A 26882-nucleotide genomic window follows, 5' to 3' on the forward strand; every position below is an offset into this window, starting at 1 on the left:
CCAATCTCAGCCATCACCCAAAAAACGGATATACACGCAAATCACCTTCCCCGAGAAAGCACAAAGGGGACCCGAAGGTCCCCTTTAATTTGTCGTTGCGTGCTCTTTTTTTATTATTGAGGGGCGGTCTATTGTTGTTTTTGGCAACCGTGGCCCTTTACCGCTGTTTTTGGCGACCCCCATCCGGGGTCAAGAGCAAACGTATTTTTTTGAGCGCTGATCTGCTTCTTCGCACGCGATCCAACCAGTGGGTAGCTACCTTGAGGTAGTTTTTTGTTCTTCTCTATCCGGTTGCGGGTTTCGGCAAGCCGTACCCTGCGAAGCACATCTTCTCCAAAAAAATCTGTTAGCTGCGTCTCTGCCGTGTTGTTTTTGTTATGTCAGAGTCGTTACGTCTTATTTTTATTAGGTTTGGTGCTTTTTATTCTTGTTATGCAGTAGAGATAGCAGAAGCCGTGCCAACTTTATAAAGTCCTTTAAAATCAATGTCTTGATTTTTTGGCGAGAAATTTCCTTCAGGAAATGCGACAAAATATGTTCCCGTGTTACCCGATGTGTAGCCGCGAGGTAACACATCGTCACAAGCGCACTACTCAACCGGCACTGCGAGCCTTCGCCACGCGCGAACCGGTGGGGCGGCCGAGTACCGTACAAATCTGCTGACCCGCCAGAATCAGCTTGTCCATGTCGATACCCATCTCGATGCCCAAGCCATTGAGCAGGTACAACACATCTTCAGTGGCAACGTTACCGCTGGCCCCTTTGGCATAGGGGCACCCGCCGAGGCCCGCAATAGAGCTGTCGAACACCTGGATACCTTCCTCAAGGCTGGCGTAGATATTGGCGATGGCCTGGCCATAGGTGTCATGGAAGTGCCCGGCCAGCTTGTCCCGTGGCACCTGCGCGCCGACCACCTCGAACATCCGGCGTGTTGCGCCTGCAGTGCCGGTGCCAATCGTGTCGCCCAGGGACACCTCATAGCAGCCCATGGCGAACAGCTCGCGAGCGACTGCCGCGACCTGTTCCGGCGCGACCTGACCTTCATAAGGGCAACCCAACACACACGACACATAACCCCGCACACTCACACCGTGCTGCCTGGCCGCTTCCATGATCGGCACGAAGCGTTCCAGGCTTTCGCTGATGGAGCAGTTGATATTGCGCTGGGAAAACGCCTCGGAAGCCGCCGCAAATACGGCCACTTCTTTTACGCCCGCCGCCAGTGCATCTTCAAAACCCCGCAGGTTTGGCGCCAGCGCGCCATAGGTCACGCCCGGCTTGCGCTGGATCTGTGCAAACACCTCGGCCGACCCGGCCATCTGCGGTACCCATTTGGGCGACACAAAACTGCCGACTTCGATGTAACCCAGGCCGGCGGCACTCAGGGCGTCCACCAATTGCACCTTGTCGGCGACGCTGATGGGTTGCGCTTCATTCTGCAGGCCGTCGCGGGGGCCCACTTCCACCAGGCGCACATGAGAGGGGAGGGACATGGCAGCTACCTTTTATGAATGGCCAACCTGGCCCTGAATGGTCTGTTCCAGCGCCTGGATGCAACGCTCTTCGGCGGTGTCCAGTTCGAGCTTCATCTGTTCGATGTCGAGCAACTGTTGTTCCAGCTGCTCGCGGCGCTCGGCGATTTTCGCCAGCATGCTGTGCAGCTGTTTCTGGTTGCCGCTGGTAGGGTCGTAGAGTTCGATCAGTTCCCGGCACTCGGCCAGGGAAAAACCGATGCGCTTGCCTCGCAGGATCAGCTTCAGGCTGACCTTGTCGCGGGGCGAATAAATGCGCTCCTGGCCCCGGCGTTCCGGGGACAGCAGGCCTTGTTCTTCATAGAAACGAATGGCGCGGGTGGTGATGTCGAGCTCGCGGGCGAGGTCGGAGATGCTGTAGGTCGTGCTCATGAGGGCGCTCAAGGAGTGTCTTGAGCGTTAAGCTAATGGCTGGTTGACGTTAACGTCAAGCTCGCTCCTACAGTTTGTCCAGCTTCTTCTCATGGGCCGTCACCTGCTGGCACAACTCGATCATCTGCTCGCGCATCCAGCGGTTGGCCGGATCCTGGTCGGTGCTTTCATGCCAGTACAGATGGGTTTCCACCATCGGCACATCATTCACCGGCAGGTTGAACCAGTGCAGTTCATGGCGCCGTGCGAAGCGCTCCGGCACGGTCATTACCATGTCGGTTTGCTGCAGCACCTGCGAGGCCATCAGGTAGTGCTGGGAGCGCAGGGCGATCTTGCGTTGCAGGCCCATCTTGCCCAGCGCCAGGTCGACATGGCCCAGGCCGTTGCGCCGGCTGGAGATATGAATGTGGGTCAGCGACAGGTAGTCATCCAGCGTCAGTTTGTCCTTGCCCGCCATCGGATGGCCCTTGCGCATGGCGCACACGTAGCGGTCTTCCATGAGCTTGACGTGGCGCACTTGCGGGTCGGTGTTGAGCGGCGCATCCACGGCAAAGTCCAGGCGACCGGCCGCCAGTTCCTTGGTGGTTTCCCGGCGCTTGGACAGGAAGCTCTCGATTACCACCGTTGGTGCCAGGCGGCGCAGGCGCTGGAACAGCGGCGGCAGAATCACCGCTTCGGTGAGGTCGGTCATGCTGATGCGGTAGGTCTTGGCCGCCTGTTGCGGGTTGAAGATCCGGCTTTCCTGTACCGACACCCGCAGCAGCGACAGCGCGTTACGCACCGGGCCAATGATGTTCTGGGCCATGGGTGTGGGCACCATGCCTTGGGCTGTGCGCACGAACAGCGGGTCGTTGAAGGTCTCCCGCAGGCGGGCCAGAGCGTTCGACACCGCAGGTTGAGTAATCCCGACAATCTGCCCGGCGCGGGTCAGGTTGGCTTCGGTGTAGATCGCGTCAAAGACGATGAAGAGGTTGAGGTCGACCTTGCTCAGATTCATTTCGCTGCGCTCTTATTGTTAGGTGTCCATACGCCGATCATATATCGGTGATGAATGTTAATACACGCCGAGAATAGGCTAGGTAAATTATCAACGCTGTTCTAGCATCGTTTCATGACCTCAACAACCTCCATTGAGAAGGTGCTGCCCATGGATTTCGCCTATTCGCCCAAGGTTCAGGAACTGCGTGAACGCGTCACCGCGTTCATGGACGCCTACGTTTATCCGGCCGAGCCTGTGTTCGAACGCCAGGTTGCCGAAGGTGACCGCTGGCAGCCCACCGCCATCATGGAAGAGTTGAAGCTCAAGGCTAAAGCCGAAGGCCTGTGGAACCTGTTCCTGCCTGAATCCGAATTGGGCGCCGGCCTCACCAACCTGGAATACGCACCCCTGGCCGAAATCATGGGCCGCTCCTTGCTGGGGCCGGAGCCGTTCAACTGCTCGGCACCGGATACCGGCAACATGGAAGTGCTGGTACGCTACGCCAACGAAGAGCAAAAACAACGCTGGCTCGAACCGCTGCTGCGCGGCGAAATCCGCTCGGCATTTGCCATGACCGAGCCGGACGTGGCTTCCTCCGACGCCACCAACATGGCCGCCCGTGCAGAACGCGACGGCGACGAGTGGGTGATCAACGGTAAAAAATGGTGGACCTCCGGCGCCTGTGACCCGCGCTGCAAGATCCTGATCTTCATGGGCCTGAGCAACCCGGATGCGCCGCGTCACCAGCAGCACTCGATGATCCTGGTACCGGTGGATGCGCCCGGTGTGAAGATCGTGCGCCCGCTGCCGGTGTTCGGCTACGACGACGCACCCCATGGCCACGCCGAAGTGCTGTTTGAAAACGTCCGCGTGCCGTACGAAAACGTCCTGCTGGGCGAAGGCCGGGGCTTTGAAATTGCCCAGGGGCGCCTTGGTCCGGGCCGTATTCACCACTGCATGCGTTCCATCGGCATGGCCGAGCGCGCGCTGGAACTGATGTGCAAGCGTTCCGTCAGCCGTACTGCCTTCGGCAAGCCGCTGGCCCGCCTGGGTGGCAATATCGACAAGATCGCCGACTCGCGGATGGAAATCGACATGGCGCGCCTGCTGACCCTGAAAGCTGCCTACATGATGGACACCGTGGGCAACAAGGTCGCGAAAAGCGAAATCGCCCAGATCAAGGTGGTGGCGCCGAACGTGGCGTTGAGGGTGATCGATCGCGCCATCCAGATCCACGGTGGCGCCGGCGTATCCAATGACTTCCCGCTGGCCTACATGTACGCCATGCAGCGCACCCTGCGCCTGGCCGATGGCCCGGACGAAGTGCACCGCGCAGCAATCGGCAAGTTTGAGATCGGCAAGTATGTGCCGCGGGAAATGATGCGCAGCGGGCAGTAAAACCGAGGTGTCTTCATCGCAGGCAAGCCAGCTCCCACAGGGGAATGCAGTCAACTGTGGGAGCCGGGCTTGCCGCGATGAGGCCAGTTGATCGTTCCCACGCTCTGCGTGGGAATGCTGCCCCGGACGCTCCGCGTCCTCAATACACCCAAACCTCCACCCGCCGATTCTTGATCCGTCCCTCATCTGCCGTATTTGCCGCCACCGGCATCTCGGCACCGAACCCCTGAATGTCCCTCAGCACCACGCCGCTTTTAACCAATTCCCGGCGCACCGCCATCGCCCGCAACTTCGACAATAGCGCCGCCCGCTGCGCATCACTCTTGGCATCCCCAAACCCCACCAGCGTCACCTGCTTGTCCAGCTTGCCGTGGCTCTTTATATAAGCCACTACCCGCATCAGGTCCTGGCGCGCCTTGTTGTCGAGGCTGGCACTGCCTTCCTCAAACCGGAAATTCACCGTCAGGCGCTGCGCTTGTCGGGCAATCGCCTGGTAATCCCCGGGCATCGGCGCCCGTGGTTCCACCGCCATGGCCTGCACCTGCTGTGCGATAAAACCGTTGGCGGCGACGATCGCCTGGCCCTTGCTGCTTTGTGCAAAGTCCACCAGGGCCTTGGCCCAGGGGTTTTGTGCAACAGGTGGCAGGTAGAAGAACAACCGGCGTGACAGTGGGTAGTCCTCGGTGGCGATCAAACTGTTCAGCGGCAGCATCGGCTGCGAGTCGCCATCGACGATGGCCACCGCCTTGGCCTGGCGCACATAGGGCAATCCGATAAAACCGATGCCCTGGGGGTCATGGCTGACAGCATCCGACAACTGCTCGCTGGATTCGAAGCGCTTGGCGCTGCCATCCAACGACTTGCCGCGCCGGCTGAGCACCAGTTCCTTGAAGGTGTCATAGGTGCCGGATTGATCATCCCGCGCGTACAGGTGAATCTGGCCACCGATGCCGCCCAGTTGTTCCCAGGTCGAGACTTCGCCGCTGAAGATTTGCGCCAGTTGCGCGGTATTCAACGTCCCCAACGGGTTGCGTGGGTTGAGGATGATCGCCAGCCCGTCAATGGCGATGACCTGTTCGGCGTCGGGGCTTTTCAGGTCGCCGAGGGCTTCGAGGTCCACCAGTTCGCTGTCCTTGATCGGCCGGGAAGACGCCGCGAGGTCGGCGCTGGCGTTTTTCAGGGCTGCGAACCCGGTGCTGGAACCATGGGCCGCCACTTCCACCGTCACCTTCTGGCCCTGGCGAGTCTTGCCGACGATGTGCTGTTCGTTGGCCTGGTCAGATGGCTCGCTGTGCACCGCTTGCAACCCCTGTTGCTCCATCAGCCCCTTGACGAGCGCCGGGCCAAGCGCCGCGCCGATGGTGTTGGAACCCTGGATGCGCAAGGCCGGGCCATGTTCGGGGAAGGGCAGTGGGGTGGAAAAAGCGGCGAGGGGAAATGCGCTGAGCAGGGCCAGCAGGGATAGAACGCGCAGCATCATGCCGGCACCTTCTCAAGCCAAAGGGAGTGCCGCGAGATTAAGTCAGAGAGGTTTCAGCAATATGACCGGCATCACGCCGTCAAAAAGTGTGGGAGCGAGCAAGCCCGCTCACACATTTAACGGCGCTGCTGTTAAGAAATCAGCTCAATTCCAGCCAGATCGGTGCATGATCGGAGGGTTTTTCCATGCCGCGCAGGTCGTAGTCCACACCGGCATCCTTTACCCGGGGCAACAAGCCCTGGGAAGCCAGGATCACGTCGATTCGCAGCCCGCGCTTTGGCTCGTCTTCAAAACCACGGCTGCGGTAATCGAACCAGCTGAAGCGGTCTGCCACATCCGGGTTGAGGTGGCGGAAGCTGTCCACCAGGCCCCAGTTCTTCAGGCGGGCCATCCACTCGCGTTCTTCCGGCAGGAAGCTGCACTTGCCGGTCTTCAGCCAGCGCTTGGCGTTGTCGGCACCGATGCCGATGTCGCAGTCTTCCGGGGAAATATTCACATCCCCCATCACCACCACGGCCTGGTCATTGCTGAACTGCGACTCCAGGAGGGTTTGCAGGTCCTCGTAGAAGCGCTGTTTGGCCGGGAACTTGGTGGGGTGGTCGCGGCTTTCGCCCTGTGGGAAATAGCCGTTCATGATGGTAATCGGGTTGCCGTTGGCGTCGGCGAAGGTGCCCCAGATAAACCGGCGCTGGGCGTCTTCTTCGTCACTGGCAAAGCCTTTGTGCAGCGCCAGCGGTTCCTGGCGTGAGAGCAGGGCAACACCATAGTGGCCTTTCTGCCCGTGGTAATACACGTGATAGCCGAGGGCCTTGATCTCATCCAGCGGGAACTGGTCGTCGTGGACCTTGGTTTCCTGCAGGCCGATCACGTCCGGCTGGTGTTTCTCAATCAGTGCCGCCAGCTGATGAGGGCGGGCGCGCAGCCCGTTGATATTGAAAGACACGATTTTCATGGTCGGCGGTCCAGTCTGGCAAAAGGGCGATGCTAGCCGACAATGCAGGACGGGAGCCAGCCTTGTAGCAGCTGCCGAGGCACAAGGCTGCGTTGGGCTACGAAACGGCGTCCGGTGGCTACACTGAACGAAACAGTGCCGCAGACGTTCGTAATAACAAGAGCGCGACCTTTTGAGTCAGCGCCCAGGGGAGATTCACTGTTATGCCTGACACCTCGACTGCCATCGCCCAGATCCACATGCTCGACAGCGGCTACTCCCGCGAAGCCCGTTCGCTGTTGTACCAGGCCTATCGCCATGAGCCGACGTTCGCCTACATCTTCGAAGCCGAACGTCCCGGCTACGAACAGCGGGTGCGCGCCACGGTGCGTGAGCTGGTCAAGCAGCACTTCTTCCAGAAACTCCCGGCGATTGGCCTGTTGGTCAACGACCGGCTGATCGGCATCGCCCTGATCGCGCCACCGACCCGCCGCCTGGGCATCACCGAAAGCTGGGCCTGGCAGTTGCGCATGTGGCTGAGTACCGGTGTGCGCGGTACCCGGCGTTACCTGGAATACCATCAGGCAGTGCTGGCGTGCCTGCCCTCGGATTCGGTGCATGTGCTGCCGTTGCTGGGGATTCACCCGCAATTCCAGGGCAAGCACTACGGTGAGCAACTGCTGGAAGCGGTGCACAACTGGTGCGCCGAAGACCCGCATTCCTCGGGCGTGGTGCTGGACACGGGGAATTCTCGCTATCTGGAATTCTATAAGCGCCAGGGCTATGAAGAGATCGGCGAGGTCGCTGTAGGACCGGTACTGGAACACGTGTTCTTTCACGCAAATCCGCAGGTGTTACAGGCTGCAACGGTTTAAGACAGAATTATTCAGACAAATCCGGGTTCTAACTCGCTCCCAAGCTCGTGTAGCATCCCGGCCTATGAAGTTTCCAGGAAGATTTACCAGCGGCTTGATTCTGCTGTTCACGAGCTGCGGCGCCTTGGCGCAAAGCGAATTGGATGTGCGTATCAAGCCTTCAAACGACTCGTTGAAAGCCAACATCGAAGGCTATATCGGCGGGGTCGGCGATCGTGACGAAGAAGCCCTGCTGCGGTTCAGCCGTGGCGCCGAGGAGCAGGCCCGCAAGGCCGCCCAGGCGCTGGGCTACTACCAACCGCAGATTGCCAGCGATGTGAAGGGCGGCAAGAACCCGCGCCTGATCCTCACCATCGACCCCGGCGAACCGGTGCATTTGCGCAATGTGACCATTCGGGTCGACGGCCAGGCCGCCGACCTCAAGGCCTTTCGCGTGCCCGCCAGCGACCAACTCAAATCCGGCGCCGTGCTCAACCACGGCAACTACGAAGACGCCAAGCGCGTCATCCAGAACCAGGCGTCACGCTACGGCTTTTTCAGCGGGCGCTTCACCAGCCAGAAACTCTCGGTCGACCCCAAGGCGGGTGTGGCCGATATCGAACTGATTTATGACAGTGGCCCACGCTACACCTTGGGCAAGGTCAGCTTTGCCGGCGATACGCCGTTTGATGAAGACCTGCTGCAACGCATGGTGCCGTTCAAGAGCGGCGCGCCTTACGACTCCGAACTGATCGCCGAACTCAACCAGAACCTGCAATCCAGCGGCTTTTTCGAAGGCGTGCGCGTGGACGCCGCTCCGGCGGCCTCGACCAATGACGTGATCCCGGTGGCCGTGCAACTTGAAACCCGCAAGCCGCGCACCATGGGCCTGGGCCTCGGTTACTCGACCGACGTCGGCCCGCGGGGCAAGGCCAACTGGACGCGCCACTGGGTCAACCCCCAGGGCCACAGTTATGGCTGGGAAGCCGAGCTTTCCGCGCCTCGGCAGAACGTCGGGTTGTGGTACGACATTCCCATGGACCCGCCACTGACCGACAAACTGCGCTTTGCCGGCGGTTACCAGAATGAAGAAATCGCCAACACCGACACCCTGAGTAAACTGCTCACCCTCGGCCCCGAGTGGCACAGCAAGTTGCCCAGCGGCTGGACGCGGGTGATCTCGCTCAAATGGCAGCGCGAAGAGTATCGCCTGGGCAACGACTCGGGCCTGAGTACGCTGCTGATGCCGGGCATCAGTTATTCCTACCTGCGCAGCGACAACCGCATCGACCCGCACAATGGCTATCGCCTGCTGTTCGACGCCAAGGTCGCCAAGGAAGGCCTGGGTTCCGACACCAACCTGCTTTACGGCACGGCGACCATCAAGGGCTTGACCACCCTGTGGGACAACCACCGTTTCCTGGCCCGGGCGCAGTTTGGCGGCAGTGCCACCAACGGCTACAAATCCGTGCCGCCGTCGTTGCGCTTTTTTGCCGGTGGCGACCAGAGCGTACGGGGTTACGAGTACCAGACCCTGTCCCCGGAAAACGATCGTGGCGACCGCATCGGCGGCCGCTACATGGTGGCCCTGAGCGCCGAGTACCAATATTCCATCGCCGAAAAATGGCGGATCGCGACCTTTATCGACCAAGGCAACTCGTTCAACACCCTGGAAATGCCAAGCCTGAAAACCGGCGTGGGTGTGGGTGTGCGCTGGGTGTCGCCGGTTGGCCCGATCCGCCTCGACCTGGCCCATGCCCTCGAAGACCCGGGCGGCATTCGTTTGCACTTTTCCATGGGGCCTGAGCTGTGATGCGTGGTTTGAAAATAGCGGGGCTGGCCATTCTGGCGGTCCTCGCGGTGATAGTGCTGGCACTGTGGACGGTGCTGGGTACCCAAGCCGGCAGCCGGTGGGTGCTGGGCCAGGTGCCGGGTTTGACCGTGGAGAATTTCCAGGGTCGCCTGGGCGGGCAGTGGAGTGCCGACCATCTGTTATGGCAGCAGGACAGCAGCCGCGTGGAGCTTCAGTCGCCAAAGTTCGACTGGTCGCCGGCCTGTTTGATGCGCATGACCTTGTGCATCAACCAACTGGATGTGGAGCAGGTGAGCCTGCAATTTCCACCCGGCACCGAAGAAAGCAGCGGCCCGATTACCCTGCCGGACCTGAAACTGCCGGTCGCCCTTCAGTTGGGTGACATCCGCGTTGGCAGCCTGCTGTTCAATGGCAGCGAAGAGCTCCAGGGCCTGCAGCTGGCGGCGCACTGGACTGCCGCCGGGATGCAGATCGATTCGGTGCACCTGCAACGGGACGGTTTGGTCCTTGACCTGTCCGGCCTGCTGCAACCCACCGGCAATTGGCCGCTGGCCGCCAGCGGCAACCTGAGCCTGCCTTACGCGCCGGGCGGTGCGCCCTGGACGCTGGCGCTCAAGGTCGATGGCGATTTGCTCAAGACCCTCAAGCTCGACGCCGACAGCAGCGGCTACCTGCCGGCCAAGCTCAGCGGCGAATTGCAACCGCTGGTGGAAAACCTGCCGGCGCAGTTGCACATCACCGCCGACGGCTTCAAACCCAGCGCCGATTTGCCCGATACCCTGCAACTCAATCAGCTGGACCTGACCGCCAAGGGCGACCTGAGCAACGGTTACCAGTTGCTGGGCAAAGCCGTACTGCCCGCGGAAAAAGGCCCGGTGGACCTGCTGCTGCAAGGCAAGGTCGACGCCAAGGGCGCGCAGATCGCCGGGCTGGATTTGAATGCCGGTGACAAGCAAAGCCTCAAGCTCAGTGCCAATCTGGACTGGCAGCAAGGCTTCAGCGCCGACGCGAAAATCGACTGGCTGGATTTCCCGTGGCATCGCCTGTACCCGGTGATCGACGAACCCCAGGTGGCCTTGCGTACCTTCAATGGTGAAGTTTCCTACAAGGACGGCAACTATCTGGGCAACTTCAAGGCCGACCTCGACGGCCCTGCGGGCAAGTTCAGCCTTGCCAGCCCGTTCAGTGGCGACCTCAAGCAAGTGTTCCTCCCCGAGTTGAAACTCGCGGCTGGTCAGGGCAAGGCCGAAGGCCACCTGAACCTGCAATTTGCCGATGGCATCGCCTGGGACACGGCGCTGGACTTGTCGGCGATCAACCCGGCGTATTGGGTCGCGGAGTTGCCCGGCACCCTCGCGGGCCCGTTGCGCAGCAAGGGTGAAATGAAGAACGAGCAACTCAAGCTCAATGCCGACCTCGACCTCAAGGGCCGTCTGCGTGGCCAACCTGCCGTGCTCCAGGCCAAGGCCGAAGGCGCTGGCGAGCAATGGACCCTCGGCACCCTCGACATTCGCCTCGGCGACAACCGCATCTATGGCAGCGGCAGCCTGCAACAGCGCCTTGCCGGGCAGATCGACATCAAGCTGACGCGCCTCGCCCAGCTCTGGCCGCAACTGCGCGGGCAGATGAATGGTCGCCTCGACGTCGCCGGCACCCTGAAAGCGCCGCAAGGCAAGCTCAACCTGGTTGGCCAGCAACTGGCGTTTGAAGATAACCGCCTGCAAAACCTGACCCTGGACGCGAACCTGGATAATGCCCAGCGCGCCAAAGTCGACCTGAAAGGCAGTGGCATCCAGGCCGGTGAAACCCAGCTCGGCACCTTCACTGCCAGCGCCCAGGGCGATATCAAAAGCCAGAAAGTCCAGCTCGACCTGGCCGGCCCGTTGCTCAAGCTGGCCCTGGCCCTGGACGGCAACCTCGACAAAGGCAACTGGCGCGGGCGCCTGGCCAGCGGCGATGTGCAAGCCGGTGGCCAGGACTGGAAGCTGCAAGCGCCGGCGAAGATCGAGCGCCTGGCCGATGGCAAGCTGACCTTTGCGGCGCACTGCTGGGTCTCCGGCCCGGCGAGCCTGTGCGGCGAAGACCAGCGCCTGATGCCCGAGCCGAAGCTGCGTTACCACCTCAAGCAGTTCCCGATCGATAGCCTGGCGCAGTGGTTGCCCAAGGATTTCGCCTGGCAGGGCAAGCTCAATGCCGACGTGCAGCTCGACCTGCCGGCCAGCGGCCCCAAAGGCGTGGTCTCGGTGGACGCCAGCGGCGGTACCCTGCGGGTCAAGGACAAGGACCAGTGGCTGGATTTCCCCTACGACACGCTGAAGCTGGAAACCACCCTCAACCCCACGCGCATCGACACCCAGCTCAATTTCCGTGGCGGCAAGCTCGGCGAGTTGCTGTTGCAGGCGCAGCTCAATCCGCTGGCGAAGAACAAGCCGATCACCGGCAACTTCACCCTGACCGGCCTCGACCTCGCGGTGGCCCGCCCCTTTGTACCCATGGTCGAGAAGCTCAACGGCAAGCTCAACGGTAACGGGCGAATCGGCGGCAGCCTGCTGGCGCCTCAGGTCAACGGCAGCATCAACCTGGTGGGGGGGGAAATCTCCGGCCCGGAACTGCCCACCAGCATTGAAGGCCTGAATATCCAGGCGTTGATTGCCGGCGAAAGCGTGCAGCTCAATGGCGGCTGGCGCAGCGGCAAGGCCGGGCAGGGCACTATCAAGGGGCAGATCGACTGGGGCCAGGCCCTGGCGGTGGATATCGCGCTGCAAGGCACGCAACTGCCGGTCACCGTGGAACCGTACGCGGCCCTGGAGGTGGCGCCCGACCTGAAGATCAGCATGAAGAACGACAAGCTGGCGATCTCCGGCAAGGTGCAGATTCCCAAGGGCGAGATCACCGTGCGGGAATTGCCCCCATCGACGGTCAAGGTCTCGGATGACACGGTGATCGTCGGCAGCCAGACCGAAGAGGGCAAGCCGCCGATGGCCATGGCGATGGACATCGATGTGGAGGTAGGCAAGGACAAGCTGAGCTTCGCCGGGTTTGGCCTTACCGCCAACCTGCAAGGCCATGTGCACATCGGCGACAACATGGACACCCGTGGTGAACTGTGGCTCAACGACGGCCGCTACCGTGCCTACGGCCAACGCCTGACTGTGCGCCGCGCGCGATTGTTGTTTGCCGGGCCGATTGACCAGCCGTTCCTGGATATCGAAGCGGTGCGGATCACCACCGAGCCGTCCCGGACCGTCACCGCCGGTATTCGTCTGAGCGGCAGTGCCGAGCAGCCGACTACGCAAATTTTCTCGGAGCCGGCCATGGCCCAGGAGGATGCCTTGTCGTACCTGGTGTTGGGGCGTTCGCGCACCACCAACGGTGAGGACAACAACATGCTGGCCGAAGCGGCGCTGGGTCTTGGGTTGATGGGCAGTGCCGGGGTCACGTCGGACATCGCCAAGAACCTGGGCATCCAGGACTTTGAACTGGACACCCAGGGCAGCGGCAACAACACCGCCGTGGTGGCCAGCGGCAAGATCTCCGAGAAGCTCAGCCTGCGTTATGGCGTTGGGGTGTTCGAGCCGGCCAACACCATCGCCTTGCGCTATTTGCTGAGCAAGAAGGTGTACCTGGAAGTGGCCAGCGGCGTGGCCAGCTCCCTGGATATTTTCTACAAGCGGGATTTCTGATCCGTCCACGGTAATGGTGGGAGCCCGGCTCCCACCATTTATCCGCTAATTAGCAAGCAACCTAACTATTCGTTTGACATTCGCTGCCTAGGCAGTAACATCGTGACATACATTCACTGCTTAGGCAGTTAATAGGTTGATCTCGATGAAGCACTTCACCCCCGAAAACTTCCACAACTGCCACCTCGGCCTGCTGCTGGGCCGGGCTGCGCTGCTCAAAGACAAGATCATCGACACCCACATGGAACCCCACGGCATCACGGCCGCGCAGTTCAAGGTGTTGATCATCATGGCCCAGTACGGCGTCGACACCCCCGCCGAGCTGTGCCGCAACCTGTCGTTGGACAGCGGCTCCATGACCCGCATGCTCGACCGCCTGGAACAAAAGGACCTGCTGGCGCGCAAGCGTTCCGAGCAGGACCGGCGCCAGGTGCAGTTGGTGCTGACCGCCGAAGGCCAGCGCGTGGCCGACATGCTGCCGCACATCGGTGCCCAGGCCCTGAACCAGTTGGCGGGCGCCCTGGAGCCGGGTGAATTGCAAACCCTGGAAAAAATCCTGAAGAAAATTCTGATAGCTGCGGGTGACCCCATCACCATCCAGCGGGTAGGTAGTGCATGAACAATCGCTCCTTGCGTGCCGGCCTCAGCCTTGTGCTGGTGGCCATGACTATGGCCGGTTGTGCCAATTTCAGCGGCTTGGACACAGAAGGCAAACGCCTCGAAGCCAATAACCTGCAAACCGGCAAATCCCTCAGCGGCGTGACCCTGTCCACCGCTGCCTGGCCCACCGCCGACTGGTGGAAAGGCCTTGGCGATCCACAGCTCGACGGCCTGATCCAGGAAGCCCTGCAGAACAGCCCCGACATGCAAGTGGCCAGCGCCCGCGCCCACCAGGCCGAAGCCGCTGCCTATGCTGCCGACGCCGAGCGCATGCCAACCCTGGATGCCAGCGCCGGTGTCAGCCGTTCGCGCCTGGCCAAGGACCAGGACCCGTTGGGCCAGGGCGATGCCTACGCCACCGTGCGTAACATCGGTGCCAGCTTCAATTACAATTTCGACCTGTGGGGTGGCCAGCGCGCCGCCTGGGAAGCCGCACTGGGCCAGGCCCGCGCGGCCGAAGTCGACCAACAGGCCGCGCGCCTGACCCTGGCGGCCAACGTCGCCAAGGCCTACAGCGACCTGGGCCAGGCCCATATCGTGCGTGACCTGGCCAATGATGACCTCAAGCGCACCCGGCAGATGCTCGACCTGGGCCAGCGTCGCCTGAACTCCGGGATCGACAGCCAGTACCAGTACCAGCAAACCGAAAGCCTGGAAGCCAGCTCCCAGTCGCAACTGATCGATGCGGAAAAACAACTGCAGAGCGCGAAGATCGCCCTCGCGGTGTTGCTCGGCAAAGGCCCGGACCGTGGCAGCGAACTGGTACGCCCCAACGTGCTCAAGCCGAGCGCGGTTGCGGTGCCTTCGGTGTTGCCTGCCGAGCTGGTGGGCCGTCGCCCGGACCTGATCGCCGCACGCTGGCGGGTGGAGGCGGCGAGCAAGAACATCGCGGCCAGCAAGACCCGTTTCTACCCCAACCTCAACCTGAGCGCGAGCGCCGGGGCCGAGTCGTTGCTGGGGGATGCGATGTTTGGTTCGGCCAGCCGCTTCTTCAGCATTGCGCCGACCGTCTCGCTGCCGATCTTCGACGGCGGCCGCCTGCGCGCCGACCTCGACGCTCGCGACGCCGACTACGACCTGGCCGTGGCCCAGTACAACAAAACCCTGGTGCAAGCCTTGGGCGATATCGGCAACACACTCTCGCAATTGCGCGAGACCGGCCGCCAGATCCAGGCCCAGCAACACGCCGCTGACATTGCCCAGCAGTCCTACGACACCGGCGTCCAGCGTTACAGCTCAGGTATCGGCAATTACCTGGACGTGCTCAGCATCGAACAGCAACTGCTCCAGGCCCAGCGTCAGTTGGCCACCCTGAATGCCGAGCAAATCGATCTTTCGATTCAACTGATGCAGGCCCTGGGCGGCGGTTTCCACGCCGATAACGTGGCCTCGACCACCCCAGCCACGCGCACTGAATAATTCAAGGTACTTGTCATGGCCACTGCCGAAACCAGCAACAACGCTCCTGAAACAAACAAGGCTGAACAACCCAACACCAGCAATCCGCGCAAACGCAAAGTCATGCTGTTTGTGCTGGCGCTGATCGTCATCCTCGGCGCCTTGGGCGTGTGGGGTTGGTACGAATTGTATGGTCGCTTCAGCGAAAGCACCGACGACGCCTACGTCAACGGCAACGTGGTGGAAATCACCCCGCTGGTGACCGGCACCGTGGTGAGCATCGGCGCTGACGACGGCGACCTGGTGCATGAAGGCCAGGTGCTGATCAACTTCGACCCCAACGACGCGGCCGTCGGCCTGCAAAGTGCCCAGGCCAACCTGGCCCGCACCGTGCGCCAGGTGCGTGGTTTGTACAGCAACGTCGATGGCATGAAAGCCCAGGTGCTGGCGCAACAAGCCAACGTGCAAAAGGCCCAGGACAACTACAACCGACGCAAGAACCTCGCTGCCGGCGGGGCGATTTCCCAGGAAGAACTGTCCCACGCCCGTGACGACCTGACCTCGGCGCAAAACGCCCTGGCCAACGTGCAGCAACAGTTCAAGACCAGCAGCGCCCTGGTGGATGACACGGTGATTTCGTCCCACCCGGACGTGCAGGCTGCCGCCGCACAGTTGCGCCAGGCTTACCTGACCAACGCCCGCAGCACCCTGATCGCACCGGTGACCGGCTATGTGGCCAAGCGTACCGTGCAACTGGGCCAGCGGGTCCAGCCGGGTACTGCACTGATGGCCGTGATCCCGCTGGATCAACTGTGGATTGACGCCAACTTCAAGGAAACCCAGCTGCGCAATATGCGTATCGGCCAGCCGGTGGATATCGAATCCGACATCTACGGCAGCGACGTGAAATTCAGTGGCACCGTCGACAGCCTCGGCGCGGGCACGGGCAGCGCGTTTGCCTTGCTGCCGGCGCAGAACGCCACCGGTAACTGGATCAAGATCGTGCAACGGGTGCCAGTGCGTATCCATGTGAACGCCGATGAGTTGGCCAAGCACCCGCTGCGCGTGGGCCTGTCCACCGTGGTCGACGTCGACCTGCACGACCAGAGCGGCCCGGTACTGGCCCAGCAGGCGCCGCAGAAGGCGTCGTTCACCACCAACGTTTACGACCGCCAGTTGGCCGAAGCCGACGCGATGATCACCCAATTGATCCATGACAACAGCGTCGCCGCTCCCAAGGCTGCCCAGCGCTGATTCGCCAATCCATCAGCTGCGGCCCCGGCGGCCGTAGCGCCAATCATGTTGCACAGGATTCGCGATGAGTAACGCTAACGCCTCCTTCACGCCGCCCAGCTTGCTGATGGCCACCATCGGCCTGTCCCTGGCGACCTTCATGCAGGTGCTCGACACCACCATCGCCAACGTGGCGCTGCCGACGATTTCCGGCAACCTCGGCGTGAGTTCGGAGCAGGGCACCTGGGTCATCACCTCGTTTGCCGTGAGCAACGCCATCGCGCTGCCGCTCACCGGCTGGCTGAGCCGTCGCTTCGGCGAGGTGAAGCTGTTTCTGTGGGCCACCATCCTGTTTGTGCTGGCCTCGTTTCTCTGCGGTATTTCCACCTCGATGCCCGAGCTGATCGGCTTTCGGGTATTGCAAGGCCTGGTTGCCGGCCCGTTGTACCCGATGACCCAGACGCTGCTGATCGCGGTCTATCCCCCCGCCAGGCGTGGCATGGCCCTGGCGTTGCTGGCGATGGTCACGGTGGTGGCGCCGATTGCCGGGCCGATCCTCGGCGGCTGGATTACCGACAGCTACAGCTGGCCGTGGATCTTCTTTATCAACGTACCCATCGGCATCTTTGCCGTGATGGTGGTGCGCTCGCAACTGAAGAAACGCCCGGTGGTCACCAGCTACCAACCGATGGACTACGTCGGCTTGCTCAGCCTGATCGTCGGCGTCGGCGCCTTGCAGATCATCCTCGACAAGGGCAACGACCTGGACTGGTTCGAGTCGAACTTCATCATCATCGGCGCGGTGATCTCGGCTGTCGCCCTGGCGGTGTTCGTGATCTGGGAAATGACCGACGAGCACCCGGTGGTCAACCTGCGGCTGTTCGCCTATCGCAACTTTCGCATCGGCACGATTGTGTTGGTACTCGGGTACGCGGGTTTCTTCGGGATCAACCTGATCCTGCCGCAATGGCTGCAAACCCAGATGGGCTACACCGCCACCTGGGCGGGCCTGGCGGTGGCGCCGATCGGGATTCTGCCGGTGTTGATGTCGCCGTTCGTGGGCAAATATGCGCACAAGTTCGACCTGCGCCTGCTGGCCGGGCTGGCGTTCCTGGCGATTGGCTTGAGTTGCTTCATGCGCGCCGGGTTTACCAATGAAGTGGACTTCACGCACATCGCCCTGGTGCAGTTGTTCATGGGGATCGGCGTAGCGCTGTTCTTCATGCCGACCTTGAGCATCCTGATGTCCGACCTGCCGCCGGCGCAAATCGCCGACGGCGCTGGCCTGGCGACCTTCCTGCGGACCCTGGGCGGCAGCTTTGCGGCCTCGTTGACCACCTGGATCTGGATTCGCCGGGCGGACCAGCACCATGCCTACATGAGCGAAAACATGACCACCTACGACTCGGCCACCCGGGACGCCTTGCAGGCGCTCGGCGGGGCAGGGCACAAGGCGTATGCGCAGTTGGACCAGATACTGACGAGCCAGGCGTACATGATGTCCACCGTGGATTACTTCACGTTGCTGGGGTGGATGTTCATGGCGTTGATCGTGATTGTATGGCTGGCGAAACCGCCGTTTGCAGCGAAGGCGGGGCCGGAGGCTTCTGGCCACTGATCGAAAGACCGAACTCGGTCAATGTGGGAGCTGGCTTGCCTGCGATGCAGGCACCTCGGTACATCAGATGCATCGAGGTGATGCTATCGCAGGCAAGCCAGCTCCCACATTTGATGGGTGTTGTGTCTGAGGATCAGGCGCCAGGCAAGGCCAACTGCGGGTTGACGAAGTCAAACGCCGCCAGTTGAAACCCTTGCTCATCCACCTGCAATGCCCACCCTTGCTTGTCCCAATCCCCCAGCACAATGCGCTTGGCCGCTTGCTCGCCAATCTGCAACTTGTGAATCGCCGGGCGGTGGGTGTGGCCATGCACCAACGTACGCACGCCGAACTGCTGCATCACCCTCGGCACTTCCTCGGGCGTTACATCGACAATGTCGTTGGTCTTCATTCGCGTCTGCGCGCGGCTTTCACTGCGCAGCTTGCGCGCCAGCTTGTGCCGCGTGCGCAAGGGCAGGTGGCGCAGGATGAACAGCGTGATGGGGTTACGCAGGATGCGCCGCAGCTTCATATAGCCAAGGTCGCGGGTACACAGGCTGTCGCCGTGCATCAACAGCACGGGCTCGCCTGCGAGTTGCACCACACTCGGGTCCTTGAGCAAGGTTGCGCCTGCGGCTTTGCAGAACGCCTTGCCGATCAGGAAATCCCGGTTGCCATGCATGATGAAAATCTGGGTGCCGCTGTCGCTCAGCTCGCGCAGGGCCAGGCAAATCGAACGCTGGAAGGGCGTCATCCCATCGTCGCCAATCCAGGCTTCAAAGAAGTCCCCCAGAATGTACAACGCCTGGGCGGAACGGGCGCGGCCGTGCAGTAAATCCAGAAACGCCCGGGTTATGTCCGGGCGCTCCTCTTCCAGATGCAAATCTGAAATCAGCAATATCACTCAACGATCTCGGCTTTCTCGACGATAACGTCTTCTACCGGAACGTCCTGGTGACCTGCCTTGCCGGTGGTTTGCACACCCTTGATCTTGTCGACAACGTCCTGGCCTTCGGTGACTTTACCGAATACCGCGTAGCCCCAGCCCTGCACGTTCTTGCCGCTGTGGTTCAGGAAGGTGTTGTCGGCGACGTTGATGAAGAACTGCGCGGAGGCCGAATGCGGCTCCATGGTACGGGCCATGGCGACGGTGTACTTGTCGTTGGAAAGGCCGTTGTCCGCTTCGTTCTGGATGCTGGGACGCTTGTCTTTCTTTTCTTTCATGCCAGGCTCGAAACCGCCGCCCTGGACCATGAAGTTGCCGATGACACGGTGGAAAACAGTGTTTTCGTAGTGGCCGGCTTTAACGTACTCGATGAAGTTGGCGACGGTGATCGGCGCTTTCTCGGCGTTCAGCTCGATGACGATGTCACCGTGGTTGGTGGTCAGTTTGACTTGAGTCATGTTCACTACTCTTTCAAGGAATTCGTGGGTTTGGGCGTTTTGCGCCTTACCTGCTTGGCAAAAACGGCAGCCAAGGCGCGCAGTTTAGCGTGACCTGCGGGAATTTCGAGGTGGTTTTTTACCGCCCATGCAATAAATGCAGCAGTTTTTGGCCACGCTCTGTCAGGGCCTTGACAGCATCGGCTATGATAAGCCCTTTGTTTGTCGGCCTCACCCGGCCAAGTACTTCGTCTGTTCAAGGATCCTATGAGCAAGCCCACTGTCGACCCTACCTCGAATTCCAAGGCCGGACCTGCCGTCCCGGTCAATTTCCTGCGCCCGATCATCCAGGCGGACCTGGATTCGGGCAAGCACACGCAGATCGTCACCCGCTTCCCGCCTGAGCCCAACGGTTACCTGCACATCGGCCACGCCAAGTCGATCTGTGTGAACTTCGGCCTGGCCCAGGAGTTCGGTGGCGTCACGCACCTGCGTTTCGACGACACCAACCCGGCCAAGGAAGACCAGGAATACATCGACGCCATCGAGAGCGACATCAAGTGGCTGGGCTTCGAATGGTCCGGTGAAGTGCGCTATGCCTCCAAGTATTTCGACCAGCTGTTCGACTGGGCCGTCGAGTTGATCAAGGCCGGCAAGGCCTACGTTGACGACCTGACCCCGGAGCAAGCCAAGGAATACCGTGGCACCCTGACCGAGCCGGGCAAGAACAGCCCGTTCCGCGACCGTTCGGTGGAAGAGAACCTGGACTGGTTCAACCGCATGCGCGCCGGCGAGTTCCCGGACGGCGCCCGCGTACTGCGTGCCAAGATCGACATGGCCTCGCCGAACATGAACCTGCGCGACCCGATCATGTACCGCATCCGCCACGCCCATCACCACCAGACCGGTGACAAGTGGTGCATCTACCCGAACTACGACTTCACCCACGGTCAGTCGGACGCCATCGAAGGCATCACCCACTCCATCTGCACCCTGGAGTTCGAAAGCCACCGTCCTCTGTACGAATGGTTCCTCGACAGCCTGCCGGTACCGGCGCACCCGCGTCAGTACGAGTTCAGCCGCCTGAACCTGAACTACACCATCACCAGCAAGCGCAAGCTCAAGCAACTGGTCGATGAAAAGCACGTGTTTGGCTGGGACGACCCGCGTATGTCGACGCTGTCGGGCTTCCGCCGCCGTGGCTACACCCCGGCATCGATCCGCAATTTCTGCGAGATGGTCGGCACCAACCGCTCCGACGGTGTGGTCGACTACGGCATGCTCGAATTCAGCATCCGTCAGGACCTCGACGCGAACGCCCCGCGCGCCATGTGCGTGCTGCGTCCGTTGAAGGTGGTGATTACCAACTACCCGGAAGGCCAGGTCGAAAACCTCGAACTGCCGCGTCATCCGCAGAAAGAAGAACTCGGCGTGCGCAAGCTGCCGTTCGCCCGTGAAATCTACATCGACCGCGATGACTTCATGGAAGAGCCGCCAAAAGGCTACAAGCGCCTGGAGCCGAACGGCGAAGTACGCCTGCGCGGCAGCTACGTGATCCGTGCCGACGAAGCGATCAAGGACGCCGATGGCAACATCGTCGAACTGCGTTGCTCCTACGACCCGGACACCCTGGGCAAGAACCCGGAAGGCCGCAAGGTCAAGGGTGTGGTGCACTGGGTGCCGGCGGCGGCCAGCGTCGAGTGCGAAGTGCGCCTGTACGATCGCCTGTTCCGCTCGCCGAATCCCGAGAAGGCCGAAGACAGTGCCAGTTTCCTGGACAACATCAACCCTGACTCGCTGCAAGTTCTCACGGGTTGTCGTGCCGAGCCATCGCTTGGCGACGCACAGCCGGAAGACCGTTTCCAGTTCGAGCGCGAAGGTTACTTCTGCGCGGATATCAAGGACTCGAAACCTGGTCAGCCGGTATTCAACCGTACCGTGACCTTGCGTGATTCGTGGGGCCAGTGATTCTGTTTTAAGGAACTGTCGTGCTAACGATCTACAACACACTCAGCAAGACCAAAGAAGTCTTCAAGCCGCTGGATGGCAACAAGGTGCGCATGTACGTGTGCGGCATGACCGTGTACGACTACTGCCACATCGGCCACGGCCGCAGCATGGTTGCCTTCGACCTGGTGACCCGCTGGTTGCGTTTCAGCGGTTATGACCTGACGTATGTGCGCAACATCACCGACATCGACGACAAGATCATCAATCGCGCCAACGAAAACGGCGAGTCGTTCGATGCGCTGACCGAGCGCATGATTGCTGCGATGCACGAGGACGAGGCACGCCTCAACATCCTCAAGCCGGACATGGAACCGCGCGCCACGGACCATATCCCGGGCATGCACGCGATGATCCAGACCCTGATCGACAAGGGTTACGCCTACGCCCCGGGCAATGGCGACGTGTACTACCGCGTCGCCAAGTTCATGGGCTACGGCAAGCTGTCGCGCAAGAAAATCGAAGACTTGCGCATCGGTGCGCGGATCGAAGTCGACGAAGCCAAGCAAGACCCGCTGGACTTCGTGCTGTGGAAAGGCACCAAGCCCGGCGAGCCGAGCTGGGAGTCGCCATGGGGCGCCGGGCGCCCGGGCTGGCACATCGAATGCTCGGTGATGTCCACCTGCTGCCTGGGCGAGACCTTCGACATTCATGGCGGCGGCAGCGACCTTGAGTTCCCGCACCACGAAAACGAAATCGCCCAAAGCGAAGCGGCCACCGGCAAGACCTACGCCAACGCGTGGATGCACTGCGGCATGATTCGCATCAATGGCGAGAAGATGTCCAAGTCCTTGAACAACTTCTTCACCATTCGCGACGTGCTGGAAAAGTACCACCCGGAAGTGGTGCGCTACCTGTTGGTGTCGAGCCATTACCGCAGCGCGATCAACTACTCGGAAGACAACCTCAAGGACGCCAAGGGCGCCCTGGAGCGTTTCTACCACGCGTTGAAAGGCCTGCCCTCCGTGGCGCCTGCGGGCGGCGAAGCGTTTGTTGCGCGGTTCACCGAAGTGATGAACGACGACTTCGGTACGCCTGAGGCCTGCGCGGTGCTGTTTGAAATGGTGCGTGAGATCAACCGCCTGCGCGAGAGCGATCTCGACGCAGCGGCGGGGCTTGCCGCACGTTTGAAAGAGCTGGCTAGCGTGCTGGGCGTATTGCAGATGGAAGCCGATGACTTCCTGCAGGCGGGCGCTGAAGGGCGTGTGGATGCCGCTGAAGTTGATGCGCTGATCCAGGCACGTTTGACTGCCCGGGCCAACAAGGACTGGGCGGAGTCTGACCGTATCCGTGACCAACTGACCGCGATGGGTGTGGTGTTGGAAGACGGGAAGGGCGGGACGACGTGGCGGTTGGCTGATCAGGCTTGATTGGTGATTGCTGAATGAAAAACGCCCCGACTGGTTCGGGGCGTTTTTTTTGGCCTGTCTATCCGTTATTCGGGTATTGGCGGCTATGGCGACCGCGCTTGCAGCGGACCACGGGCCGGACGCCTGTGCGGGGACATAGTTGACACATTCAAGGACAGATCAGGCCGGTTCAGGATCAAGCGCATAGCTGCTTAATGTGGGAGCTGGCTTGCCTGCGATACAGACACCTCGATTTAACCCAATTACTCAATGAGCATCAGCGCTTGCCACCGACCTCATACCGGCTTTGAACAAACCCATTATCCGACGCATACGTGCCGATATGCCGAAGCTCATGCTCGCCACCCAACTGGCTGAACAAGGGGATCCCCTGGCCCAGCACAACCGGAATACGCGTGATGATCATCTCGTCGATCAAACCCGCCTCAAGAAACTGCTGAATCGTCTGGCCGCCGTCGATATACAGGTGTTTCATCCCGCGCTCGGCTAACTCGGCCACGAGGGCGTTCACATCCTGGCTCACGACCTCAACCTTGCCCTTCAAATGTGCAGGTAGCTCAAGCGGCTGATGAGAGAGCGCAAACACCGGAAAACCCTCATAGGGCCACTCCGGAAAGGACAACACTTTTTCCAGGGTCTTGCGGCCCATCACTAGCGCATCCACGGTGGCGATGAAGTGTTCATAGGTCACGCCGTTCAATTCGGCGCCTTCGTACTCAGGGCGATGAAGCCACTCGATATCACCGTCTGGCCGGGCAATAAAGCCGTCGACGCTGGCTGCGATAAAGACCGAACATTTGCTATCCATGGGGCGTGAAACTCCTTTTCCGTGTGCTTGAAAATATCGACTGTCATGGGTCGGCAACGCTAATGTTAATTTAATCTTGCGATGCAATAAGCGAGCATTGCCAAAAATCACCGTGGGTACCCGGCGCAGGCCGGTGTGCCTTTTCGTATTGCGAGGCTCTATGCGCCGTTGGTTAATCCGCTACCGTTACGCGATCATTTTCTGGCTGTGCTTCGGGGTTTTCCGCACCTCCCTGGCTGACTGGAATCCCATCCCGTCCGGTTCCATGCGCCCGACGTTGCTTGAGGGCGATGTGGTGCTGGTCAATCGCGTCGCGTACGACCTCAAATTGCCCCTCACCGATATTTCCCTGGCGAGACTGGATAACCCCCAGCGCGGAGATGTCGTCACGTTCTCCTCGCCCAAGGACGGCACGCGCTTGATCAAACGCATTGTCGGTATCCCCGGCGATACCCTGGAAATGCGCGACGAGGTGTTGTGGGTCAACGGTACGCCGGCCACCTACAGTAATGGGCAGGACATCAGCGAGCCCATCGCGCCTGGCCAAACAGTTCCGGGGATCAAGGTGACGGAGCGTGCGAACAGCAGCCAGCGCACGGTGCAGTTCATGCCGACAGTACGGGCGCTGCGCGATTTCGGCCCGGTGGTGGTGCCTGCCGACAGTTACTTCATGCTGGGCGACAATCGCGATAACAGCGATGACTCCCGCTATATCGGGTTTGTGCCGCGTCGGCTGTTGATCGGGCATGCGCACCATATCCTGGCGTCAGCGCAGATCCTGGACCACTGGATGCCACGACTGGACCGATTTGGCGCGCCGATCCTGTAGTGGGCTGATCACGCGTTTGCGCTCAGCGCCCGCAGTGCAAAACCCGCAATGCGCTCCAGCTGCTCAGTGGTGGCGCCGCCCTTGCTGGCGACTTTCATGCCGCTGAGGGTGGCCATCAGAAAATCACACGCGCCCGAGCGATCGGTGCCGACGGTCAATTCGCCTTGTTCCTGCGCACGCTCCAGCGTCTGTTCGAATGCATTGCGCAAGCGTTCGGCGCTGTGGGCGGTGAGTTGATTGATCTCATCATCTTCCAGGCCGAACTCGCAGATGGCATTGACGCCCATGCAACCCGCCGTCCCTTCCCGCAGGGCGCGGGTGGCGAAGGATTGCAGGGTGTCGTGCAGTGCCAGCAGCGGGGTCGGGCCCTGGTTCAGGCGCTCGATCAAGTCATCGACACCGGTGCGCTGATACTCGGCCATCGCCAGCAGGTACAACTGACGTTTGTCGCCAAAGGTGTTGTACATGCTCTGGCGGCTCAGTCCCATGGCCTGCATCAGTTCTTCAGTCGAGGCCGCGGCAAAACCCTTGTCGCAGAAAACCCGGATGGCCTCGCGCAGCACCTGGTCGCGGTCGAATGCTCTGGGTCTTGCCATGGTTACCTCGGGGGAAATTGCAGGTGAAGGCTCAGGCCAGGTAGCCGCCATCGATGGTCATGCTTGTGCCGGTGACAAATGCCGCTTCTTCGGACGCAAGATAAGCAACCATGCCGGCAACATCGTCGGCGGTACCTACGCGGCCCAAGGGGATCAGGCTTTTGATCATGTCCGCATGGGGCCCGTCTGCCGGGTTCATGTCGGTGCTGGTCGGGCCCGGCTGCACGTTGTTGACGGTGATGCCGCGCGGCGCGAAATCAATCGCCAGGCCGCGGATCATACCGGCGATCGCCGACTTCGTCATGCTATAGACGCTGGAGCCCGGGAAGCCCGAACGTTGGGCGACCACGCTGCCGACGGTGATTATTCGGTCACCCGTGTGCATCACCGCCGAGCTGGCCTTGGCCGCCGCAAACGTGGCCCGCACATTGACCGCAAACATTCGGTCGAAGTCTTCCAGGCTGAAGGTGTCGACGGTGCCCATCAGCAGGATCCCGGCGTTGTTGACCAGGATATTCAAGGCGCCGAAATGCTCGACAGTGGCCGCGACCGCCCGATCTATTGCCGCCACATCGGCGCTGTCGGCCTGAATCGCCAAGGCTTTTCCGCCCTTGCTTTCGATCAGGCCAACCAGCGCTTGCGCCTTGTCGGCAGAGGAGGAATAGGTAAACGCGACCGCTGCACCTTCAGCTGCAAGCCGGCGGACAATCGCTTCGCCGATACCGCGGGAACCGCCGGTGACCAGGGCGACTTTGTGGTTGAAGCGAGGGGTGTGAGCTGTCATGGGGGAGGCCTGAAGTTTAGTGGATTAAATAATCCACTAAACCGTACCAGCCTGGAAATACTTCGCCAAGCTGTTTTTGGATTAATTAATCCTTAACTGCCGGATGTGCTCTCGAATCCTTCATCAAACGCCGGTCATTTCAGGTCGCTGTAGGTCAACCTGAACTCCGACAGCGCCGGGTGCTCGGTTTTCCACTGGCGGCCATACGCCTTGGCTGTTTCCATTTCTTCGGCAGTCAGCGCGCTGGCCAGTTGTTGCAGGTAGCCTGCGGCATCGGCGTGCCGTGGGTTTTGCCGGGTACTGTCCATGACCAGCCAGTAGAGCCCATAGGCGTGGATTTTGTTCTCGGGGTAGTGATAGCGGTTGGTGCCACTTTCATCGATATCGAACCCGCCGAGCGCACCGGCATAGGTCATGACGCCATCAAGGTCATTCAGCGCCAGCCGTTTTTCCAGGTGTATGCGCTGGTAGGAGAGGTTGCGGTAGTAGGTCTGCATGTTGGCCAGCCACTTCATCGCTGGCGGGAAGCCCTTGAAGGCCGCATACCTGAGCATGGAGTCGCGGTTGTCACTGGCCTCCGGGTTTTTGTCGTACAACAGCGCCGCAATGTAATAGGCCTCGGCGCAGCCGGCATCACCTGCCTTTCTCAGCCACGAGCGATCTTTGGTCAGTTCATATAGCTGCAGCATCGCTGCGCCGTCGCCAGCATCGGCACCTGCCTGGGCGAGGGCCTTGGCCTTGGCCAGGTTGGTTTCGCCACCCAGGCGCATCAGGGCGTACACATGATCCTGGGCAGCGGCCAGGCGGTACCACGCCTGGGCCTCGGGGTCGACACTGCCGACCCGGCGCCGGATGGCTTCGCCCAGGGCGTATTGGGACGGCGCATCGCCGGCCGAGGCGGAGATGGTCAGGTGGATTTCGCACTCTTCGAATTCACCGAGTTGATACAACTCGAGACCCCGCTGCTTGGCTGCCTGTTGCTGGCTCGTCAAATGTGAAATCAGCGCATTCAGCGAGTTGAGCAAATCAAACAGCGTGGTCAGTGCATCGGAATGGGTATACATGATCATTACCTGTATCGGGATACGTTGTCCGATAAAGGTAGGTGGGGCGGTGGGGCCCCAGGTGACAGATAGTTATCGGCAGGAGCGCTGCCTTTCCCGCGCTATGGGCAA

Annotated in this window: 22 protein-coding genes; 11 read left to right on the top strand and 11 right to left on the bottom strand. The window is 61.0% G+C overall.

The features are described 5' to 3' along the window. Positions 1 to 593 precede the first annotated feature (593 nt). The 3 genes from HX807_RS00230 to HX807_RS00240 form a co-directional block, all read right to left on the bottom strand. Positions 594 to 1493, bottom strand: a complete 900-nt coding sequence (locus HX807_RS00230; protein ID WP_177049029.1) for a hydroxymethylglutaryl-CoA lyase — start codon at positions 1491 to 1493, stop codon at positions 594 to 596. A gap of 12 nt (positions 1494 to 1505) precedes the next feature. Continuing rightward, positions 1506 to 1904 (bottom strand): MerR family DNA-binding transcriptional regulator, encoded by a 399-nt coding sequence (locus HX807_RS00235; RefSeq protein WP_102369517.1) that lies wholly within the window; start codon positions 1902 to 1904, stop codon positions 1506 to 1508. 67 nt (positions 1905 to 1971) lie between these two features. Beyond that, the gene (locus HX807_RS00240) at positions 1972 to 2901 is read right to left on the bottom strand and encodes a LysR family transcriptional regulator (RefSeq protein WP_003211805.1); all 930 of its coding nucleotides are present in this window, start codon (positions 2899 to 2901) and stop codon (positions 1972 to 1974) included. Positions 2902 to 3051: 150 nt separating this feature from the next. Here HX807_RS00240 and HX807_RS00245 point away from each other — a divergent pair, with 150 nt between their 5' ends. Next, positions 3052 to 4281: an acyl-CoA dehydrogenase gene (locus tag HX807_RS00245; RefSeq protein ID WP_003211803.1), complete on the top strand. Its 1230-nt coding sequence runs from the start codon at positions 3052 to 3054 to the stop codon at positions 4279 to 4281. 139 nt (positions 4282 to 4420) lie between these two features. Here HX807_RS00245 and HX807_RS00250 read toward each other — a convergent pair whose 3' ends face one another. Further along, the gene (locus tag HX807_RS00250) at positions 4421 to 5761 is read right to left on the bottom strand and encodes a substrate-binding domain-containing protein (protein WP_003211801.1); all 1341 of its coding nucleotides are present in this window, start codon (positions 5759 to 5761) and stop codon (positions 4421 to 4423) included. Between the two features lie 139 nt (positions 5762 to 5900). Continuing rightward, positions 5901 to 6713, bottom strand: a complete 813-nt coding sequence (gene xthA / locus HX807_RS00255) for an exodeoxyribonuclease III (protein WP_003211800.1) — start codon at positions 6711 to 6713, stop codon at positions 5901 to 5903. 203 nt (positions 6714 to 6916) lie between these two features. Between xthA and HX807_RS00260 the strand changes: the two genes are divergently transcribed. From HX807_RS00260 to HX807_RS00290, 7 genes are all read left to right on the top strand, one after another. Next, positions 6917 to 7567, top strand: coding sequence for an N-acetyltransferase (locus tag HX807_RS00260; RefSeq protein WP_003211798.1), 651 nt, complete (start codon positions 6917 to 6919; stop codon positions 7565 to 7567). Positions 7568 to 7631: 64 nt separating this feature from the next. Next, the gene (locus tag HX807_RS00265) at positions 7632 to 9359 is read left to right on the top strand and encodes an autotransporter assembly complex family protein (RefSeq protein ID WP_177049030.1); all 1728 of its coding nucleotides are present in this window, start codon (positions 7632 to 7634) and stop codon (positions 9357 to 9359) included. Then, a complete protein-coding gene (locus tag HX807_RS00270; protein WP_177049031.1) occupies positions 9359 to 13042 on the top strand; it encodes a translocation/assembly module TamB domain-containing protein in 3684 nt (1227 codons plus the stop codon). Before HX807_RS00265 ends, HX807_RS00270 begins: the two co-directional genes overlap by 1 nt. Positions 13043 to 13187: 145 nt before the next feature. Beyond that, positions 13188 to 13661: a MarR family winged helix-turn-helix transcriptional regulator gene (locus HX807_RS00275; protein WP_003211792.1), complete on the top strand. Its 474-nt coding sequence runs from the start codon at positions 13188 to 13190 to the stop codon at positions 13659 to 13661. Continuing rightward, positions 13658 to 15121: an efflux transporter outer membrane subunit gene (locus HX807_RS00280; protein WP_008432421.1), complete on the top strand. Its 1464-nt coding sequence runs from the start codon at positions 13658 to 13660 to the stop codon at positions 15119 to 15121. The genes HX807_RS00275 and HX807_RS00280 overlap by 4 nt, the downstream gene beginning before the upstream one ends. Before the next feature lie 15 nt (positions 15122 to 15136). After that, positions 15137 to 16354: an efflux RND transporter periplasmic adaptor subunit gene (locus tag HX807_RS00285; protein WP_003211788.1), complete on the top strand. Its 1218-nt coding sequence runs from the start codon at positions 15137 to 15139 to the stop codon at positions 16352 to 16354. Positions 16355 to 16418: 64 nt separating this feature from the next. Next, positions 16419 to 17951, top strand: coding sequence for a DHA2 family efflux MFS transporter permease subunit (locus HX807_RS00290; RefSeq protein ID WP_003211786.1), 1533 nt, complete (start codon positions 16419 to 16421; stop codon positions 17949 to 17951). A 133-nt stretch (positions 17952 to 18084) separates the two neighbouring features. Here the strand turns inward: HX807_RS00290 and lpxH are convergent, their stop codons facing one another. After that, the gene (gene lpxH, locus HX807_RS00295; RefSeq protein WP_177028448.1) at positions 18085 to 18834 is read right to left on the bottom strand and encodes a UDP-2,3-diacylglucosamine diphosphatase; all 750 of its coding nucleotides are present in this window, start codon (positions 18832 to 18834) and stop codon (positions 18085 to 18087) included. After that, positions 18831 to 19334 carry a peptidylprolyl isomerase gene (locus HX807_RS00300; RefSeq protein WP_003211783.1) on the bottom strand — a complete coding sequence of 168 codons (504 nt, stop codon included), beginning with the start codon at positions 19332 to 19334 and terminating at the stop codon, positions 18831 to 18833. Before HX807_RS00300 ends, lpxH begins: the two co-directional genes overlap by 4 nt. A gap of 246 nt (positions 19335 to 19580) precedes the next feature. Here HX807_RS00300 and HX807_RS00305 point away from each other — a divergent pair, with 246 nt between their 5' ends. Together HX807_RS00305 and cysS are read left to right on the top strand one after the other, a co-directional pair. Continuing rightward, positions 19581 to 21281: a glutamine--tRNA ligase/YqeY domain fusion protein gene (locus HX807_RS00305; protein WP_177020708.1), complete on the top strand. Its 1701-nt coding sequence runs from the start codon at positions 19581 to 19583 to the stop codon at positions 21279 to 21281. A 20-nt stretch (positions 21282 to 21301) separates the two neighbouring features. After that, the gene (cysS, locus tag HX807_RS00310) at positions 21302 to 22690 is read left to right on the top strand and encodes a cysteine--tRNA ligase (protein WP_008432427.1); all 1389 of its coding nucleotides are present in this window, start codon (positions 21302 to 21304) and stop codon (positions 22688 to 22690) included. 256 nt (positions 22691 to 22946) lie between these two features. Here the strand turns inward: cysS and HX807_RS00315 are convergent, their stop codons facing one another. Beyond that, the gene (locus tag HX807_RS00315) at positions 22947 to 23498 is read right to left on the bottom strand and encodes a dihydrofolate reductase family protein (RefSeq protein ID WP_102605514.1); all 552 of its coding nucleotides are present in this window, start codon (positions 23496 to 23498) and stop codon (positions 22947 to 22949) included. A gap of 160 nt (positions 23499 to 23658) precedes the next feature. Here HX807_RS00315 and lepB point away from each other — a divergent pair, with 160 nt between their 5' ends. After that, a complete protein-coding gene (lepB, locus tag HX807_RS00320; protein ID WP_003211763.1) occupies positions 23659 to 24327 on the top strand; it encodes a signal peptidase I in 669 nt (222 codons plus the stop codon). Positions 24328 to 24335: 8 nt separating this feature from the next. Here the strand turns inward: lepB and HX807_RS00325 are convergent, their stop codons facing one another. The 3 genes from HX807_RS00325 to HX807_RS00335 form a co-directional block, all read right to left on the bottom strand. Further along, the gene (locus HX807_RS00325; protein WP_177049032.1) at positions 24336 to 24923 is read right to left on the bottom strand and encodes a TetR/AcrR family transcriptional regulator; all 588 of its coding nucleotides are present in this window, start codon (positions 24921 to 24923) and stop codon (positions 24336 to 24338) included. A gap of 31 nt (positions 24924 to 24954) precedes the next feature. Then, entirely contained in the window at positions 24955 to 25707 is a 753-nt protein-coding gene (locus HX807_RS00330) for a 3-oxoacyl-ACP reductase family protein (RefSeq protein ID WP_177023297.1), read from the bottom strand. Positions 25708 to 25841: 134 nt separating this feature from the next. Then, entirely contained in the window at positions 25842 to 26771 is a 930-nt protein-coding gene (locus tag HX807_RS00335) for a hypothetical protein (RefSeq protein ID WP_008432438.1), read from the bottom strand. Between the last annotated feature and the right edge of the window lie 111 nt (positions 26772 to 26882).

Source organism: Pseudomonas sp. D8002, from assembly GCF_013385695.1.
GTDB lineage: Bacteria > Pseudomonadota > Gammaproteobacteria > Pseudomonadales > Pseudomonadaceae > Aquipseudomonas.